This is a genomic window from Paenibacillus amylolyticus, assembly GCF_001570725.1.
Classification (GTDB): Bacteria; Bacillota; Bacilli; order Paenibacillales; family Paenibacillaceae; genus Paenibacillus; species Paenibacillus amylolyticus_A.
In genome coordinates this window covers 1,545,977-1,563,846 of the sequence record NZ_BCNV01000001.1, presented here as the reverse complement: position 1 = coordinate 1,563,846, position 17,870 = coordinate 1,545,977, and the positions used below count along the sequence as shown (strand labels likewise).

The following is a 17,870-nucleotide window of genomic DNA, read 5'->3' as shown; positions in this document are numbered from 1 at the left end:
CCGTATTCTACTACATCTTCAGGTATTTTCCCGGTCACCAATAATGTGGATGTAGCATAGTATATAATCCATAATCTTCCTTCCAATTTAATTAGCATTCACGGGAATATCACGGCGATTTACACGAAGTAATTTGCCTGACGAAGTCGATAATACATCCGGATCCGTACCTAGACCAAAATAGAAATCTCCGTCTTTCTCTTCGAATGACTTGGCGTACGTGTCCTGATTAAAGCGCAAAATCTCATTCCACGTTGTGAGATCAGTCGATTGATAGACCCTGTTGATATAGAGATTGGCACTTTGCCGGGTGTACGTAAGCACATATACCTTGCCATCCCGCAACAGCACATCCGTAGGAAGCGCCTTGGCATCTGGAAGATTAACTCGTCTTGCCTGATTAATGTCGGTCATGACATTCAACGATTTGGGCAGCAGCTGTCCATCATTGAACACGCCACCGGCTATATAGAGCAACTTATTATTAAAGTTAACATTTTTGCCTATTTTATTATAAGGAATCGTGCCCGTTTGATAGGTTAACCCAGGCAGCATTTTGTTGCCATAGATGACAACGTCCCGTTTCTGAAGCTGTTCATTAATCTCTAGGATATTGGTTTTATCATTCCATATTTTATTGGCAGGATACATCATGCCAGAGGCATATAATTTGCCATTAAGATGGAACATCGTATACGCCCGGAAGCCAAACGTATTGATGGTCGCATATTTCTGCCAAGTTTCACCTTCATTATGAGAGATTAATATGGTTGGTTTGGAGTCCGTACCCAGCGCGGCAAACATCTTGCCCTGATAGGATGCCAGATCGTATACGTGTACACCAAGCGGCAGATTGCGATATTTGGTCCATACATCCCCATCCAGACGATAGAAGTTGCCCAGTTCCCACTGCTCACTATCGGAATCATTGCCAGGAATATATAACTTGTCGTTCAGTACTCTGTAGATATCAATCTGTTCCTCATCCACATACATCTTCGTCGATGGTAGAATGCCCGGGTTGCTGTTGGTCACCGATTGAGTCTTGAATTTCGCGTTAGCTGTATCATAATAAATGACTGGAATAGGACCTGAATTCGGCGCTACGCCCAGATTGCTGCTATTTCCGTGACCCAAATATATTTTGCCGTTATACAGTTGCATGTCCCAGACGTTATTGGCATAGGGTGTTTTGCTAAAAGGTCTCCCCAGCAGTTCAATCTTCGAAGTTACATCCGCTGAAATGATCGGTGCGTTTGACACCTTGGCAAGCCCACGTTCAGTCGCAGGTGGTTGACTCGTTGACGTATTGTTTCTTGGCTTGGAGTTACCCATAAGCATCCAGCTCACTCCTGCAACGATAGTCAAAATGACGGCTGTCCATTTCGCATGTCTCTGCATGTCCGCTTCCTCCTTCATATTTTCATGATAAATCCCTTCACACCAAGATGATACAAATTGTATCTTTTTATACTATGTAAAACCATCCGTACATGCAACAAATTCCGCCCGATCTATACAAAAAAAATAGACAATCGCATCGAAAGATACGTTGTCTATTTGTAATCATTTTATTGCCGCAGTCTACTGAATTTTTAGTAATTTCAACTCGGCTTCTTACTTCTTTTTTCGTTTGCCGCTCTATTATTCTGCTTTCACCAGAATCTTAACCTGGTTTTTCTCTTTCAGAAGCGCTTCAAATCCATGTTCAACAACTTCATCCAACGAAATTCGTTTGGTCACCAGCTTGTCTGCCGGGAAGAAACCTTTATCCATCAGACTGATGACTGCCGGGAATACATCGCGATAACCGATAATACCATTGACCGTACGTTCTTTCATGACAATCGAGTTCGGATGAATCGGTGCTTCCTGTTCGAAAATGCTGACGATCATCAATTCACCGCCAATACGTGTCGAATCGATGGCTTGTTGCAGTACACGTGGAACACCCGTTACTTCATAGGCTACGTTAACGCCGCCTTGTGTACGTTGATGGATCTCTTCCACGACATTGAACTGTGCTGGATCAATTACAATGGCTCCCAGTTCTTCGGCTTTTGCTTTCCGTTCGTCCGATAACTCGACCACATAAATATCAGATGCTCCCGAAGCCTTGAGTGCTTCAATGACCAGTAGTCCGATTGGGCCTGCGCCAAACACTGCTGCCGTATCGCCCACTTTCAGTTTGCTTTGGCGCACGGCGTGAAGTGCTACAGCTGAAGGTTCAACCAATGCACCTTGCTCATACGAGATTGAATCTGGTATAGCATGTACCATGGATTCTGCAGCAGTTACATACTCGGAGAAACCTCCTCCTCCTCCAGCGAGTCCAAGGAAACCCATCTGGTCGCACAGATTGTATCTGCCCTGTTTACAAGCTTCGCAGTATCCACATGCATAGATTGGTTCTACCACAACACGATCGCCCGCATTGAAACGGGTAACGCCTTCGCCTACTTCAACGACCTGTCCTGAGAATTCATGGCCCATAACTACAGGCGCTTGTTCCCCTGTTAGCGGATGTGGAGCTTGAGCTGGAATAAAGATCGGCCCTGCTGTGTACTCGTGCAAATCACTACCGCAGATGCCGCACCATTCCACTTTTATTTTGACCTTACCTTCTTCAGGATGAGGTTCATTAATATTTTCGAGACGTAAATCTTTGACTCCGTGCCAACGTAATGCTTTCATTCAATTCATCTCCCAGATCATAAGTTATGATATAATCGGAAACGTTTCCGTAAATTAAATATGTCACATTTTAGATACGCTGTCAAACAAATTTCTCCACGAATATGTCTATCTCGTGATCATATCAAGTTCAATTTTGAATGCTTATACTTTAATTTTAGTTGTCTTTGCTGTATCACAAACGATGTGATCCATGTTCTTAACATATATATGGTATCTGGTATGACTGATTTCATCACAAAGCGATTGAAATTTAATCAAAGCCTCAGCATAAATCTGGTCCTTTCATGGGATACTTCATCGCTCAAATGTTATAATCAAGTTATATAAACATCGTGAAATGCGTACATATCCTGATAATTCGGAATCGTTTCCGATAAAGAGAGGTAACCATACATTGAGTAAAGAACAGAAACTTACGATCAAGGACGTCGCAGAACGTGCTGGCGTGGGCATCGCTACTGTATCCCGAGCCATCAACAATTCAGAAGGCATCAGCAGTAAAACAAGAGATAAGGTGATGCAGGCTATTGAAGAACTTGGATTTGTACCGAACACCTCTGCACAGAGTCTAAAAATCCGGCAGACGCACCAAATCGCGCTCGTCGTACCCGACATACGTAACGCCATCATTCCGGAAATTTCCTGGTCCGTGGAGCAAACCGCGAAGCAGCATGGATACCATGTCGTGCAGATCAATACGGCAGGCAACGCACGCACAGAACTGGAAACCATTCGTAATGTAAAAAAACTGCATGTAGACGGGCTGATCTTCATGCCCCTCGCGTATCCCAAAACTTTGCCCGGACTGATTGATAAAGCCCCCCTCCCCATCTCCATGATTAATTACGGAAAGAAACTGGAACCGGGCATGAAGGCGGATATCGTCTCTCTGTCTCAACCTGAAGGCAAATTGGTGATGGAACATCTGTTCAAAATCGGTCGGACCCGAATTGCTTATGCCGGAGCACCCAAAGACATTATTGAAGAACGCTTCCGTGCTTATGAACAGGCCGTAGGCCATGTGGATATTTCTCTCGTCTACTTTGGTGAGGACTTTTCATTGAATACAGGGGCCAATGCTGCCGATTATTTCTACGGACTTACGCATATGCCCGATGCGGTCTATGCCATTAATGATATGGTTGCCATCGGATTGGTTAATCGCTTCAAGGAGTTGGGGGTGCGTGTGCCCGAAGATGTAGCTGTAGTGGGCGTGGATAACAATCAATGGACTACCGTCTCGTCTCCACAGATTAGTTCTGTATCCATTATGGGAGAAGAAGTCGCCAGACTTGCTACCGAGCTGTTGTTAAAACGAATTCGGGAGATGAACACGACCGACTACGAGCACATTCAATTTGAACCGCGCCTGATCGTTCGCGAATCGAGCGTTGCCATGATCCGTTCTTCTTCGCAAGGACCGCACCACTAAACTTGGCGACTGAAATAGAGCAGAATACCCAACAGCTCCGGCTGTGGCTATCTCTTCATTTCTTTTTCTACACAGTTACACTAAAAAGGTGTTGCTCAGGGATGGTTATTTCCTGGCAACACCTTGTTTGTCTTTGGGTCTATGCAACTTTAGGTAAATGGTTATTCAGCATACATTCCTTCTAAGAAAGCAGTTGCCTGATCGGTGTTCCCTTCAGGAACATCTCTATATTTTCTACGGTATGATGATAATAGATCTCATAATTGCCACGAGTTACATAACCCAGATGCGGTGTGGCCAGGACGTTGGGCAATGTTCGCATGATATGGTTAACAGGCAATGGTTCCTGCTCATATACATCTAGACCTGCACCTGCAATCCAACCACTCTGCAATGCCTCCACCATAGCTTCCTGATCGACAATGCCCGCTCGTGACGTATTGATCAATAGGGCATGAGGTTTCATGTGTTGAAATTCAGCTTGTCCGATCAGGTTGCGCGTACGATCACTTAATACGAGATGAATGGATACGATGTCGCTCTGTGCAAGCAGTTGCTCCTTGGTCTCGGCCCAGATGACACCATGTTTTTCGGCTTTCTCTCGTGTCAGATTCTCGCTCCAGGCCGTCACCTTCATCCCGAATGCTTGTGCGATCTCAGCCATACGAGTACCTATTTTGCCCAAACCGAGCAATCCAAGTGTTCTCCCATACAGATCCAACCCGACCGTGCTCTGCCAGTTTCGATTGGAGCGAAGTGCATTATTTTCCGTAACTAATTGTCTGGACAGTCCCAGAATAAGCGCCCACGTAAGTTCGGTCGGCGGGTTGGAGCTGCCCTCGGTTCCACACACAATGATCCCGTTCTGCTCCGCAGCCTTGAGGTCTATGGATGCATTGCGCATACCACTTGTAATCAGAAGTTTTAACCGCGGGAGCTGCGAAATGACATTTTCCGGAAACGGTGTGCGTTCCCGCATCAGGACCACCATATCGAAATCCTGCAATTCCTGGATGACTTTTTCTTCCGAACCCATATAGTTGTTGAATGTCTGAATCTCCACCCGATCCATCAACGGACTCCAGTCCGCCGACGTCAGCGCAACGTTCTGATAATCATCCAAAACGGCACAGCGCAACTTCGTATTCATTCCAGATCTCCTCCTGTACCTGCTCAATTCTTAACTATATTGTAGCAATTCCGAATCAATTTAAACAAAGATCATCCCCTACTAATTCAGTAAAGACAATGTAACATGGATGCTTTGCTCTACAAAAGAGCGGTCTGGTCCTGATTTCATCAATACAGTCAGTCCAATCATCGATACGACCAGAGACTGTGCGACCGCAATCGCATCCATATCCGCAGACAACTCCCCGCTCTGTTGCCCTCTTTCTATCGTTTCCTTGAAAAGAACACCCAGGTACATCTGGTGCTCCCGTGTAAGGACAGCAAATTTGGGATCATGCGGAGCCAGTTCAACCATCGTATTAATGCAAAAACAGCCGTGACTCGGATCGGTCACACTTCCCTCCGCTCCAATATGTTCAAACAATCCACGAAAGGCTTCTCGCACAGAGGTGCCCTGCTGAAGTCTGGTTCTGACTTGAGCCGCATGCTGAGTGGTATACCTGCGAAGCGCTGTTTCAAATAATTCCTTTTTATCTCCAAAAGCTGCATACAGACTAGGGCGTTGAATGCCCATCGCAGTCGTCAAATCACTCAAAGATGCCGCTTCGAACCCCTTGTCCCAAAACGTATGCATCGCTGCATCAAGTGCTTTATCCGTATCAAATTCCCGTTGTCTAACCATACAATCCACCTCTTTATGTATCGATCAGTATTTATTATATTGTAATCTCACTTTTACTACAAAGTCAAAACCTAATAACGGAAAGGATTTTTTAGTTACAATGGAATCAAAAAATCTGGCAATAACAGCGATTGGATGGTTATTCCGTCATCGCAGTCCCTGTGTAAATATTCTTTAGCTCAACTCTCACCTAAATCACTGTTGACAGAATTCCCATAATTAAAGTATGGTTATGCGGAATCATAACATACCAATCGGTACACAATAGAAAGGTGATTTCCATTCATGCAAACTTCTTCCCTAGATGCACAATTATCCAACCAGGATCGTCCCGCCATTTCACGGTTAGTCGCTATTCTCTTTGCCGTGTGCAGCGGACTTGCTGTCGCCAGTATCTATTATGCTCAGCCTTTGCTGGACTCCATTGCTCAAGAATTCAACCTCTCTCCATCGTCCATAGGTATTGTCATCACAGTGACTCAAATATGTTATGCACTGGGACTGTTCCTTCTCGTTCCACTTGGTGACCTCTTAAACCGTCGCAAGCTGATTATCATTCAGATGCTCTTATCTGTGCTTGCACTGGTTCTGGTAGGAACCTCACAGTCCAGCTCCCTCTTATTCACGGGCATGGCTGTCGTCGGTCTGCTCGCGGTCATTACGCAAACGCTCGTTGCCTTTGCTGCCCACTTGGCAGCCCCTTCCGAACGTGGTCGCATTGTCGGACAGGTAACCAGTGGAATCGTCATTGGCATTTTACTTGCACGAACGGTTGCAGGTACGCTGAACGATTGGCTCGGGTGGAGATCGGTATATCTCTTCTCCGCCAGCATTACATTACTAGGGATTGTCGCCTTATGTCTTGTTCTCCCAAGGCAGCAGTCCCCTCAAGTAAAACAAAGCTACTTCCAATTACTCCGATCTGTCTTGCTACTGTACCGTGAAATGCCTGTATTACGAGTACGCGGTATATTGGCCATGCTGATTTTTACAGCCTTCAGCATCTTGTGGACTTCCATGGTTCTGCCACTAAGTAGCCCTCCACTGTCCCTGTCTCATACAGTCATAGGCGCATTCGGTCTCGCAGGAGCGGCGGGAGCGTTGGTTGCTGCTCGTGCAGGTAAGCTCGCCGATCGGGGACTTGGGCAAAAAACTACCGGCATCTCACTTGTCATTCTACTATTGTCCTGGCTGCCCATCGGTTATGTGCATCACTCCCTGTGGTTCCTGATCCTGGGCGTTATCTTGCTTGATCTCGCCGTGCAGGCTGTACATGTTACCAACCAGAGCCTGATCTACGAAGTTCGTCCCGAAGCGCAGAGCCGCCTGACGGCCGCTTATATGATTTTTTATTCCATAGGCAGTGCGGCTGGCTCCATCGTTTCTACCCAAGTGTATGCATGGGCGGGCTGGACAGCGGTTTGCTGGTTAGGCGCGGGCGTTAGTGCAGCAGCCCTTCTGTTCTGGATGATCGATCGTTATATCAATCGAAATGCTAATCGTTGAATTAGGGCGAGTCTTCAGATGAGCCCTAGTCCAGTTTATTCCACACAACAATAAAAAGAGTTGCTAACGGACCAACTAACAGGGAAATCAGAAACCAGTTCCGACCACTTCTGTTTTTTCCCTGAGCCAGTCCGGCATTAATCAAGGCAAGTGTGCCCCAACCTACATAATATTCATTATCCATCAAACGTCTTCTCTCCTTTATCCATTCATTTCCGGCAGTTGTTCAAGCATCGCTTTGAGCTTACAATTGCGACTCTCCAGAAATGCCTGCATGTATCTCTTCAGCACAAGTCGTTCGGTTGCCCATCCCAGCAATCCAAATGGAGCTTCGAATCGAAGTGTATCTCTCATGCAAGTCATCTGATCTCCAATTACGCTGAAATGATGTTCATGTCGCATGCTCTTGAAAGCCCCTTTCTCCATCTGATCTACAAAAAGGAAAGGTCGTTCAAACTGCACGATACGGGACTTCAGCTTCTGTCTGACACCAAAATGAGTAGCCTGAAATGTAACGGTATCCCCTGCTTCAATTCTTCCTGTTGTTACTCCTGCAACTGCACGCTCTCTCGTATGTTTCCAGACGGTCTGTGTATGTACATCAATATCCCGGGCATAGTCAAAGCACCGTTCAATCGAGGCATGTATGGTAATCTCGGTTGTCACTTCAATCATGGCGATCGCTCCTTGGCAGGAAAAATAAGGTCTTTGCAAAGTATACGCTTGCTTTTCTTGTCGAACAACACATCAAGGATGATATAACAAAAAACGGGTCCCCTGTCTTAGTACAGGAGACCCGTCTTTCATATAATAATGAAATAGCAATAACTAGCGATATTAAATAAGCAATTCATCAATAGCAAGCGTACGCTCTTTGGAGAGATCACGATATTCTTCAGACTCCACTTTGATGAGCGGTTTGAAAATATCAGACGTATTGTTCATGACAATAACACCTTTTTCTCCGTTACTCAGCAAAACTTGTTTGCCGATGAAATTAGGAAGCAAATGTTGCATCAAAGCCTGAACCGGCTTTTCATTCAGTTTACCAAATCCCATTCCATAGATATCTCTAAGGTTGTTGATCAGGTTCGGATTGCTGCCGCCGTGGCTCCCGGATCTCATGCCAATATAGATATCGGCTACAGATACAATTTGGGTATATGGATGAATTTCACTTTTCTCAAGTTGCATCGGATAACCAGAGCCATCTTCCCGCTCGTGATGCTGTAGAGCAACCAGCGCTGTCGCTTCATCCGTCATGGAATTTTTGATAATTTCATGACCATATATGGTGTGACGTTGCATTTCAAGCTGCTCGTCTGCTGTCAATGGTTCAGTTTTGTTCCGAATCCGGTGTGATACTTTGCACTTTCCGATGTCATGCAGATAGCCACCACGACTGATCTGATAACTTTCCTTCTGAGAATATCCGAGCCAGTTCGCAAGGTAGAAGGACAACAAACCTACCTGGATTGAATGTGTATAGTTATTGACGTCATCCCGCTCCAGCATCATCAGGAGATGAACGACATCTTTCTGCTCATCCAGTCCCTCAACCATCGGTTGCAGTGCATCATCCACCATGGTGGCGTTGAACTTGCCAACAGTCAGAGCTTCGAGAAAAGCATTTTGATAATTATGTACAGTCTGAATAAATTGGGACTTCATCTCTTCTTCAGGCGGCTCTTCCTTCGTGCTTACGCTTGACCCGGAAGCATGCTTTGCCGCTGCAGCAAAAAATTCGGCCTCAGTAATTTCCTCTTCACGTGATTCAATATCTACATAATCTACACGGTGCTGCATAAGCAAGGAGATATCCTCACTTTTGATCACAGTTCCCTTCCCGAGAACGTGTAATCCTGCATCGCTGAATGTATCCGCAGTCAGACGGTCTCCGTCTTGCAGGTTCATAATATGGATTCTCAAATCGGTATTCCCCCTGAACAATTCATTATAGTAACAGCACCCAATGGATTGGGTCCACAAAAATACCTATACTTCTTTATATCGTTATAATTCTTCATTTCATACATAGTTCAAACGACCTTAATCGCAAAGGTAAATACGAACGTATAAGACTTTATCCTCACTCCTGCATCTGATTTAGTCCCGGTTTTGAACATTTATTCACTTTTCTGTGAAAAATCGCTGTATCAGCGTAAGCAAAAGAAGTTCAAACTCTTATGTTTGAACTTCTTAAAACATCACAAATTAGATTTTGATCGAACCCAGACTTGCCCCTTGAACAAAGAAACGTTCAATGCTCTTCTCGACCGAAGCATCGGGAATCAGCGCCGGTGCCTGATGAGGTTTGGTACGCGCATCAATAATAACCTGATCACAACCCCAATGCTTGTGGTCATATCCGCTATTAACCCCATACATGTCATGTGAAGGGTTGCTTCTAGTAAAGGTTGCCCATAAGAAGTTGCTGAGGTTAGCACTCAGGAACGAACTGTCATCACAAAGAATGATCATCGGACACGAGTCCAGACCGCCTTGTTCCTTCAATAGAGACGTGAATGCTTGCATCTCCTGTGCCGTATCCTCATAACTGGTAAAAGCCGATGTCTGGATCGAAACGATGCCCGGCATAATGAGTTGCGCATTCTCATAACCTCGAATGTTTTTCAATGACTCCGGCACTTCCGTGCACAGATCGCGAATCTTGTCTCCATAGGCTGCAAAAACAACTTTACTACCGCTGTTCAGCCCTGTACCCGAATAATCCAATGTATCAATGGTCGTATGGGTATGGAAATGAATATCCCGCTGCATATCCATGCGTTCCAAGATATAGGTCAGGAATTCAGTTTCCTTGTGGGTGTCCAAAGGCTGTTGATCCTCAGCAGTAATAAACAGATACTTCGCCAAACTGAGCTGCCCTGTTCCCAAAATACGATTGGCAATCGTGAGCAGCTCTGTCGGCTGCTTCACCGCCTGATAAGGCGTGTAACGTTCACTACCAATGGCGAACAGCAATGGATGAACCCCGGCTGCATCTACCGCATGTACTTCTTTGACACCCGGAATCTCCTGTTTAATCGCGTCTCCTGTGATCTCATGAATTAAATCACCAAAAGCCGTATCCTCTTGCGGTGGTCGACCCACAACCGTAAACGGCCAGATGGCATTAGGTTTGGCATAGACTTTATGCACACGCATTAGGGGGAATTCATGCGTCAGACTGTAGTAACCCAGATGATCTCCGAACGGACCTTCAGGCTTCGTCTCGCCTGGATAGATATCACCTGTGATAACAAAATCAGCATCATTACTAATGCAATACCCGTCCTTGTAACTGTACCGGAAGCGACGTCCAGCGAGCAGGCCGGCAAATGTCATCTCACTTAGTCCTTCAGGCAGAGGCATCACCGCTGAGAGTGTATGCGCTGGTGGACCCCCGATGAAAATACTGACTTTCAGCGGTTCTCCCTTTTTGACAGCCTTGGCTTGATGTATACCAATACCGCGATGAATCTGATAGTGTAATCCTATTTCCTTGTTCATTTCAAAATCGTTGCCACTCAGCTGAACCCGATACATCCCCAGATTGGAATTCATGATTCCTGGCTTATCCGGATCTTCGGAATATACCTGCGGCAATGTCACGAATGCCCCACCGTCCATGGGCCAGTGCTTGATGAGCGGCAGGTCCGAGATTTGAATCTCTTGCGCGGACACCGGCAGGCTTATAGACTTCTGTTTCGGCAGCGCCTGCCATGCAGCAAGACCTGTGCGGACATGCTGAAATGGCGTCTTAAGCGCCTTCATGGGATCGTCACGAACAGCCATGACCCGTTGTACGCCTTCCAGCGTACCGCGGAACATGAACTTGCTTCGCTCCACTGTGCCGAACAGATTCGATACGGCCTGGAACTTTGAGCCTTTTACATTTTCGAATAATAACGCCGGGCCTTTAGCCTCGTGCACCTTCATGTGGATCGCTGCCATCTCCAGATGAGGATCAACCTCTTCTTTGACCCGAATCAAATGACCGTGCTGCTCCAGATCGTTAATACAATCTTCCATATTGCGATATTTCATTGGATGGCTCCATTCTGTGTATGATTAAATTAATTAAGTTCATAGATTCACATAACGTCTCTTCTATTTTATCAAATGATCCACTGCTAAACAAAACTATATGTGAAACTTTGTCGCAAATACAAATGTCAAAAAGCAATATGGTAGCAATCTGAATCCTGAACGCACAGGGACCGATTGTTTCCATATTGCTGCTCTCTATTTTCTGACTTGCCTTAAGATAAAATGGTCGATCTGGGGATCGTGACAATAAACTGCGTACCTTTTCCTACTTCGCTCTCTACATCAATTGTACATTGATGCAATTTCACAATTTTAATGACAATGGACAACCCTAAGCCATTACCTCGAAGCGAGCTGCTCCGCGCTTTGTCCACCATGTAGAATCGATCAAAGATATACGGCAGAGCTTCCTCAGGTATTCCTTGTCCTGAATCTCTAATCAGTACCTTCACGAATGAAGAAGACGTCTCAATCTCCACATGGATGGTACCACTAGTACCGGTGTACTTGATCGCATTGTTTATTAAATTTTGCCAGACCTGATCAAACAAATCTTTGTCCACTGTGATCTCGCAGGGCAGCAAGTCCAATTCGATCTGGATGTCCTTCTGCGCCCACTGCGGCTCCGCCAGTAAGATCGTCCTTCTTAATTGTTCATCCAACTGGAATGTGGTGAAATGAACCGGATGATGCTCGGAATCTAGTGAGGCTAGCCGAAGCAGATTATCACTGAGCCTCGATAAGCGCAGCGTTTCCTCATAGATAATATCCAAATGCTCTTTCTGCTCTTCTAATGGAATAACACCATCTTGCAGGGCTCTGGTAAACCCTCTGATCGATGTGAGCGGAGACTGCATTTCATGAGAGACGTTGCTGACAAAGTCATCACGAACCGAATCAATTTTTTGCAATTCACTGGCCATATGATTAAAGCTCTCCATCAGTTCCCCAAACTCATCCTTATTATTATGTTTCAGGCGGACCGACAGGTCTCCCGATGACATCTCCTTCGCTGCAACCGTTAATCTCTTAATCGGTTTCACAATGTACCCGGACATCAACAGAATTAATAAGCTACCAATGACCAGTACCGTTAACAGTGAGGTTAAGAGCGTGTTTCGCAGTGTATGAAAAAGAGAGGAGAAATCGCTTTGGATCAGAAATGTGCCGATCCCCTCGCTCGTTCCGGGAACACCGATGGTCGCGATTCCTTCTTTACTGGACATAAACATTGCATCGGTTGCACCCGCCTCAAATAATGAATGAACTTTATCCTCTGGCAAGGAAGACAACTCTTCACTTTGTTGATTCACAGGAGTAATATTCAAGCCGTACCGGGCAAAGATACCCAAGCTGGATTTCACTTTTTCCGGATCATCAATCAGGTTAATCATTGTGGCGATGTCTTCAGCAAAGGTAACCATTAATCGATCTGGCGTCTTTTCTGGTGCCCCAGCATTTAGGATAAAGGAGAGAATCAGACTCACCAGAACAATTCCAATAAACGTAGCTACGATTCGAAGTCGCAGGCTTTTTCTCAACATGTTCATGCCCGCTCCAGACGATATCCAAGTCCTCTTATCGTTGAGATTACTAGCTCAGGTACAGGTTCAAGCCGTTCCCTTAACCGCTTGATATGCACGTCGACCGTACGTTCATCGCCTTCATAATCGATACCCCATATATCATCTATAAGCTGTGTACGTGTGAATATTTTCCCTGGCGAACTCGCCAGAGAAAATAACAATTCACATTCCTTCTTTTTCAATTCGATGGTATGACCATCCGCAACGACCATCAGATTGCCCAAATCAATCGTTACACTACTGATCTGAATCATGTTCGATGGACTTTTGTTATATCGTTTCAATAACGATTTTACACGCAGGATTAACTCTACCGGATCAAAAGGTTTAACCAGATAATCGTCTGACCCTGCATTAAATCCTCTGACTTTGTCCTTGGATTCTCCCTTGGCAGTTACCATGAGGATCGGAATATCCAGATAAGATCGGATATCTTCGGTAAGTTCAATACCGTCTATTCGTGGCATCATCACATCCACAATTGCCAGATCAATTTTCGTATGAGATAGGATATCTAATGCCTCTTGACCGTCTGGTGCTTCCAGCACGGAGAATTGATTCTTTTCAAGATAGATTCGGATTAATTTGCGGATGTGGGAATCGTCGTCCACCACCAAAATCGTGTTCATGTAGCCATTATCCTTTCCGCAATTGGTTTTATTCGTATCGCAAGGATTCCATCGGGTCCAGTTTCGCGGCTTTTGATGATGGCATCAGACCGGCCACGATACTAATCGCTGTACTTACCACGATACCGAACAAGACATAATATCCTGAGAGATTAATGAGTTTTGCTCCAAACGCATTGTCCAATAGAATATTTAACACATAACTAATGATCACTGCAAAGATTACCGCAATAATACCACTAAATAGGCCTAATAAGGCAGATTCGGAGAAGAATATTCGCTTGATATCTTTCTTTCTCGCTCCAATCGCACGAAGAATTCCGATCTCCTTCGTCCGTTCCACGACACTAATATAGAGTACTACCAATATCATAATACCGGATACGATCAACGAAATGCCTGCAATACCAGCAAGTACAATGGAAGCCATACTTACATATGTCGTGATATTCTCCATGACCTTGGCCATCTGGGAGCCTGCGAAGCCAGCGTCAACAGCAGCTTCATTGATATCATTTACATATTTCATATCGGTTGCATAGGCGTTAACTTGAATTGGTCCAATCGTTATTCCTTTGTCCGTATACATTGGCTCCAACGTCTCTGATGAGATGTATCCCGGGGATTGTTGCATTGGAGATCGTGGATCTGCTACTTCATAGATTCCCGAGATCGTTACTTCTTTCTCCAAGGTTACTGGTTTATTATTGCTATCCATCTCATTGATATATAGAAACACGGACTTGCCGATCATGGATTCAGCTTGGTCATTTCCACTTAATTGTTTCGCCGTCTCAAGGGGTAACAGCATCTGATTTTCTACAGGAAGGACCCCCGTTGTCATCAGTGCTGGATCAAAAGCATCCGTTAACGTCGTTAACTGCGTAAGTCCCACACTTTGTTTTTCATTCACCATAGTCGATTTGCCTGTAATGGTCGTGATCGTCTCTACACGATCCACATTAGGAAAATTGCGAATTGTCTCTACATCAGCTTCGGTAAATTGTTCACCTGGTGCCATCAAGGCCTCGGGGCCTTGCATGTCTTTGGCTTCTTCACTCGGCTTCGTTATATCCACGAGCAAAGGGTCCATACTTGAATTGATTTCGTCATTCATATACGTCGTTATACCATTCCCCAAGGAGAGCATGAGGAGTACACTTAATATACCTATAGATCCACCCAATGCTACCAATACATTACGTTTGCCGTTGAGTTTCATATTTTTAAGTGCCATCTTGAATGAAGCAAGCAGGCTTAGGCTACGGGAAGAATCCTGACCACTCTCGTAAACAGCCGTAGAAGGATCTTTCAGGTGAATATCATCACTAATGCGCCCCTCTTCAACCTTCACAATACGTGTACCGGAGTCAGCGACTTTCTGCGAGTGAGTTACGGCGATCACCAGCATTCCCTTTTTGGCTATACTGTCGAGCAAAGCGAGGATTTGATCTCCGTTTTCTCTATCCAGGGCACCCGTCGGTTCATCTGCGAGAATAATGTCTGGATTGTTGGATAAAGCCCGTGCGATGGAAACCCGTTGCTTCTGACCGCCGGATAACTGGTTGGGACGTTTGTTCAGATGATCTTTCAGCCCGACCTCTGTCAATATATCAACGGCACGTTGATTCCGATCCTTCTCATTCGTATCCGTCATTTGCATCGCAATCGTCACATTTTCCAGGACAGACAGATGCGGGATCAGATTGAAATTTTGAAAGACAAAGCCGATATTATTCTTCCGATAATCATCCATTTCTTTCTCCGTCATGGCACTTAAATTCTTGCCACGAACAACGACGTCCCCTTCATAATCGGAGTCCATGCCACCAATGATATTCATCAGCGTTGACTTACCACAGCCAGATTCGCCGAGGATGGAGACGAACTCCCCCGTCTCAAAGCTAAGGTTCAAACCATGTAGTACCGGAACTCTTTCTTTTCCATATAAGGTGTATGATTTCTTCACATTTTTAACTTCTAGTATTTTCATATGGATCTCTTCCTCTCCTGATCATGCACTCTATCTATCTAATTGATATTTCATATCGTAACAAATTATTGTGAACTGATAATGAACTGGACCATTGCACCTATAAGAGGTTCGAAAAGACTATATGCAAAAAAACACCTACAGCTTGCTTGAAATAAATCATTTCAAGTAAGTGTAGGTGTCCAAAATTGGATTAGATTAGTCCAGCTTTTGCAAGTAACCTTTTCACAATCGCCGCCGATTGTGCACGACTAATGTCTGCATCTGTCATCAGCTTGCCATCATCGCCTTGTACCAGCTCTTGTTTAATCGCCGATGCAACCGGCTCAGCTGCCCAAGCCTGTACTTTCGCGCTATCGCTGTATGCGCTCAGCAGACTTGTTGTCTCTGACGCATCGGCCTGTGCCAGACCGACCAGTTTCATGGCACGTGACACAATAGTCAGCGCTTCAGCACGAGAAATTTCGTTGTTCGGACGGAAGCTGTCGTCAGCATAACCTGAGATCAGGCCGTAGGACACAGCCGTCTGAACCTCATCCTCATACCAGCTGCCTGTCTTCACATCCGTGAATGATGCTGCTTCTGAACTAATCGGGGAGTGCAGACCCAAACCTCTTAACAACACAGCCGTAAACTCTGCCCGCGTAATACTCCGGTCTGGCGCAAATACGTTATCACCGGTACCTTGTACGATCAATCGCGATGCCAGATCTTGAACATCATCACGACTCCAGTGACTTGTTACATCACTGAATGTTGCTGGATGATAGATCAGGGCATAAGTGCTGTTCGTCAAGCTGTTAATAATAGCGGAATCTTGCCCGTTACCTTTGATAACCTTGGTCGGCACATGCAGAAGGCTTCCATCTGGTTGAAGCACAACTCCTGTCGTGATCTTTGAACCATCGACACCTTCTGGCAAAGTAATGGAGCGTTCTACATATGAATTGAAACGATCCACGTTGACTTGCTGTCCGTTCCAGATCGCTTTCACTTCAAAATCAACTGGGGTTGCAATCACCGTAGTGTTCTGCAGCTTGTCCGCTGCCGCCTGAATTGCTGTTTGCTTGGATGCAGCACTAGGTACAATAGCGATTTGAATGGTGATATCTTCCAATGGAACGGTGCTTCCGAATTGGTTCAGAACCTGATCCACCTGAATCTGATTAGCTGGAAGGGTGTACGTACCGCTGTCAGTCTGAATGACAACTTCTGCATTACTTCCTTCCATCGTTTTGACTAGCTTGCCGTTCAGTTCACCAACTACCGCGCCCTTGCCAGTACCTGTAATCGGTAGCAGAAGCGTTCGCAGTCCACTTCCAATCTGATTAATGACTTTTTCATTATCCACATGAACAGTCGTAGTAACCTGATTGCCTACCGTTGATGTGGTAGCCGTCGCAGATTGTTCCTGCTTCTGTCCGTTCACATAGATGTCTACGCCTTTGGTTACCGCCGGATTAGATGGAACGGGGGTAACCACGGGTGTAGTAGGCGATACACTTCCTCCCGAAGAGGAACCTGGAGAACCCGAATTGCCACCACCTGAGTTTGCTGCTGTAATTGTGATTGTTCCACCGGACAATTCAGTGTAATTCTCGTGCTCTACATTCGTGAAATGCCAATGTTCTGAATCAGTTTGATCTACGGATAGCTGTTTCGTTCCAGGCGTCGCGTTGCTTTTGGCTTTGATTTCCATATCAAATAATTGGGTTTCATCTACAATTGAATGGTCACCACCAGTAAAATCAACCCAGATGATCCGTACCCAGCCTTCCGCATTATTAATTTTGTACTGGAAGTCTGCTACACCTTCTTCATTTGGGGATGTGCTCATGACGTTGACAGATTTAGGCGTGATCCGAACAATTTCCAGTGCAGACGTATCATAATCAATCTGCATATTATAAGCTTTCACCCCGAAATGGGATTTTTTCAATGCAACAGGAACATGAACCGTCTGCCCCGCCTGTACACTAACATTTGCAAATTGCACCTGTGATGGTTCTACCGGTTCTGCCCCAGCTATACTCGGGAATACGAGAGACGAGAGTAACGTCAGTGCGATGAGACCTGACATTGTTCTTCTGATTCTTGGACGTTTCTTTTTCGGTTGAAACATGTATTAGCCTCCATGTCTGTATCAATTGATAGATCGTAT

14 protein-coding genes are annotated in these 17,870 nt (G+C 45.3%); 2 read left to right on the top strand and 12 right to left on the bottom strand.

Features of this window, described 5'->3' with window-relative positions:
* Positions 1-87: 87 nt before the first annotated feature.
* Positions 88-1,401: a hypothetical protein gene (locus tag PAHA3_RS07200; RefSeq protein ID WP_062834108.1), complete on the bottom strand. Its 1,314-nt coding sequence runs from the start codon at positions 1,399-1,401 to the stop codon at positions 88-90.
* Positions 1,402-1,644: 243 nt separating this feature from the next.
* Complete coding sequence (locus PAHA3_RS07195; protein WP_062834107.1) at positions 1,645-2,694, bottom strand: 2,3-butanediol dehydrogenase; 1,050 nt, start codon at positions 2,692-2,694, stop codon at positions 1,645-1,647.
* Positions 2,695-3,091: 397 nt separating this feature from the next.
* Between PAHA3_RS07195 and PAHA3_RS07190 the strand changes: the two genes are divergently transcribed.
* Entirely contained in the window at positions 3,092-4,129 is a 1,038-nt protein-coding gene (locus tag PAHA3_RS07190) for a LacI family DNA-binding transcriptional regulator (RefSeq protein WP_062834106.1), read from the top strand.
* 181 nt (positions 4,130-4,310) lie between these two features.
* Here the strand turns inward: PAHA3_RS07190 and PAHA3_RS07185 are convergent, their stop codons facing one another.
* Both PAHA3_RS07185 and PAHA3_RS07180 read right to left on the bottom strand, forming a co-directional pair.
* A complete protein-coding gene (locus PAHA3_RS07185) occupies positions 4,311-5,279 on the bottom strand; it encodes a D-2-hydroxyacid dehydrogenase family protein (RefSeq protein WP_062834105.1) in 969 nt (322 codons plus the stop codon).
* Positions 5,280-5,360: 81 nt separating this feature from the next.
* On the bottom strand, positions 5,361-5,942 hold the full coding sequence (locus tag PAHA3_RS07180; protein WP_062834104.1) for a TetR/AcrR family transcriptional regulator: 582 nt from the start codon (positions 5,940-5,942) through the stop codon (positions 5,361-5,363).
* Positions 5,943-6,227: 285 nt separating this feature from the next.
* Here PAHA3_RS07180 and PAHA3_RS07175 point away from each other — a divergent pair, with 285 nt between their 5' ends.
* Positions 6,228-7,448, top strand: a complete 1,221-nt coding sequence (locus tag PAHA3_RS07175; protein WP_062834103.1) for an MFS transporter — start codon at positions 6,228-6,230, stop codon at positions 7,446-7,448.
* Positions 7,449-7,473: 25 nt separating this feature from the next.
* Here PAHA3_RS07175 and PAHA3_RS30375 read toward each other — a convergent pair whose 3' ends face one another.
* From PAHA3_RS30375 to PAHA3_RS07140, 8 genes are all read right to left on the bottom strand, one after another.
* Entirely contained in the window at positions 7,474-7,635 is a 162-nt protein-coding gene (locus PAHA3_RS30375) for a hypothetical protein (protein WP_167350827.1), read from the bottom strand.
* 14 nt (positions 7,636-7,649) lie between these two features.
* A complete protein-coding gene (locus tag PAHA3_RS07170; RefSeq protein WP_062834102.1) occupies positions 7,650-8,123 on the bottom strand; it encodes an SRPBCC family protein in 474 nt (157 codons plus the stop codon).
* Between the two features lie 162 nt (positions 8,124-8,285).
* Positions 8,286-9,377 (bottom strand): HD-GYP domain-containing protein, encoded by a 1,092-nt coding sequence (locus PAHA3_RS07165; protein WP_062834101.1) that lies wholly within the window; start codon positions 9,375-9,377, stop codon positions 8,286-8,288.
* 285 nt (positions 9,378-9,662) lie between these two features.
* Positions 9,663-11,498, bottom strand: a complete 1,836-nt coding sequence (locus PAHA3_RS07160; protein ID WP_062834100.1) for a UbiD family decarboxylase — start codon at positions 11,496-11,498, stop codon at positions 9,663-9,665.
* Positions 11,499-11,713: 215 nt separating this feature from the next.
* Positions 11,714-13,045, bottom strand: a complete 1,332-nt coding sequence (locus tag PAHA3_RS07155) for a sensor histidine kinase (RefSeq protein ID WP_062834099.1) — start codon at positions 13,043-13,045, stop codon at positions 11,714-11,716.
* A 2-nt stretch (positions 13,046-13,047) separates the two neighbouring features.
* Entirely contained in the window at positions 13,048-13,716 is a 669-nt protein-coding gene (locus PAHA3_RS07150; RefSeq protein ID WP_062834098.1) for a response regulator transcription factor, read from the bottom strand.
* A 28-nt stretch (positions 13,717-13,744) separates the two neighbouring features.
* Complete coding sequence (locus PAHA3_RS07145) at positions 13,745-15,709, bottom strand: ABC transporter ATP-binding protein/permease (protein ID WP_062834097.1); 1,965 nt, start codon at positions 15,707-15,709, stop codon at positions 13,745-13,747.
* Positions 15,710-15,902: 193 nt separating this feature from the next.
* Complete coding sequence (locus PAHA3_RS07140) at positions 15,903-17,831, bottom strand: S-layer homology domain-containing protein (protein WP_062834096.1); 1,929 nt, start codon at positions 17,829-17,831, stop codon at positions 15,903-15,905.
* Between the last annotated feature and the right edge of the window lie 39 nt (positions 17,832-17,870).

Coding starts and splice junctions, on each gene's coding strand:
- PAHA3_RS07200 (WP_062834108.1), bottom strand. CDS start 1,401: ATGCAGAGACATGCGAAATGGACAGCCGTCATTTTGACTATCGTTGCA.
- PAHA3_RS07195 (WP_062834107.1), bottom strand. CDS start 2,694: ATGAAAGCATTACGTTGGCACGGAGTCAAAGATTTACGTCTCGAAAAT.
- PAHA3_RS07185 (WP_062834105.1), bottom strand. CDS start 5,279: ATGAATACGAAGTTGCGCTGTGCCGTTTTGGATGATTATCAGAACGTT.
- PAHA3_RS07180 (WP_062834104.1), bottom strand. CDS start 5,942: ATGGTTAGACAACGGGAATTTGATACGGATAAAGCACTTGATGCAGCG.
- PAHA3_RS07175 (WP_062834103.1), top strand. CDS start 6,228: ATGCAAACTTCTTCCCTAGATGCACAATTATCCAACCAGGATCGTCCC.
- PAHA3_RS07170 (WP_062834102.1), bottom strand. CDS start 8,123: ATGATTGAAGTGACAACCGAGATTACCATACATGCCTCGATTGAACGG.
- PAHA3_RS07160 (WP_062834100.1), bottom strand. CDS start 11,498: ATGAAATATCGCAATATGGAAGATTGTATTAACGATCTGGAGCAGCAC.
- PAHA3_RS07155 (WP_062834099.1), bottom strand. CDS start 13,045: ATGTTGAGAAAAAGCCTGCGACTTCGAATCGTAGCTACGTTTATTGGA.
- PAHA3_RS07150 (WP_062834098.1), bottom strand. CDS start 13,716: ATGAACACGATTTTGGTGGTGGACGACGATTCCCACATCCGCAAATTA.
- PAHA3_RS07145 (WP_062834097.1), bottom strand. CDS start 15,709: ATGAAAATACTAGAAGTTAAAAATGTGAAGAAATCATACACCTTATAT.
- PAHA3_RS07140 (WP_062834096.1), bottom strand. CDS start 17,831: ATGTTTCAACCGAAAAAGAAACGTCCAAGAATCAGAAGAACAATGTCA.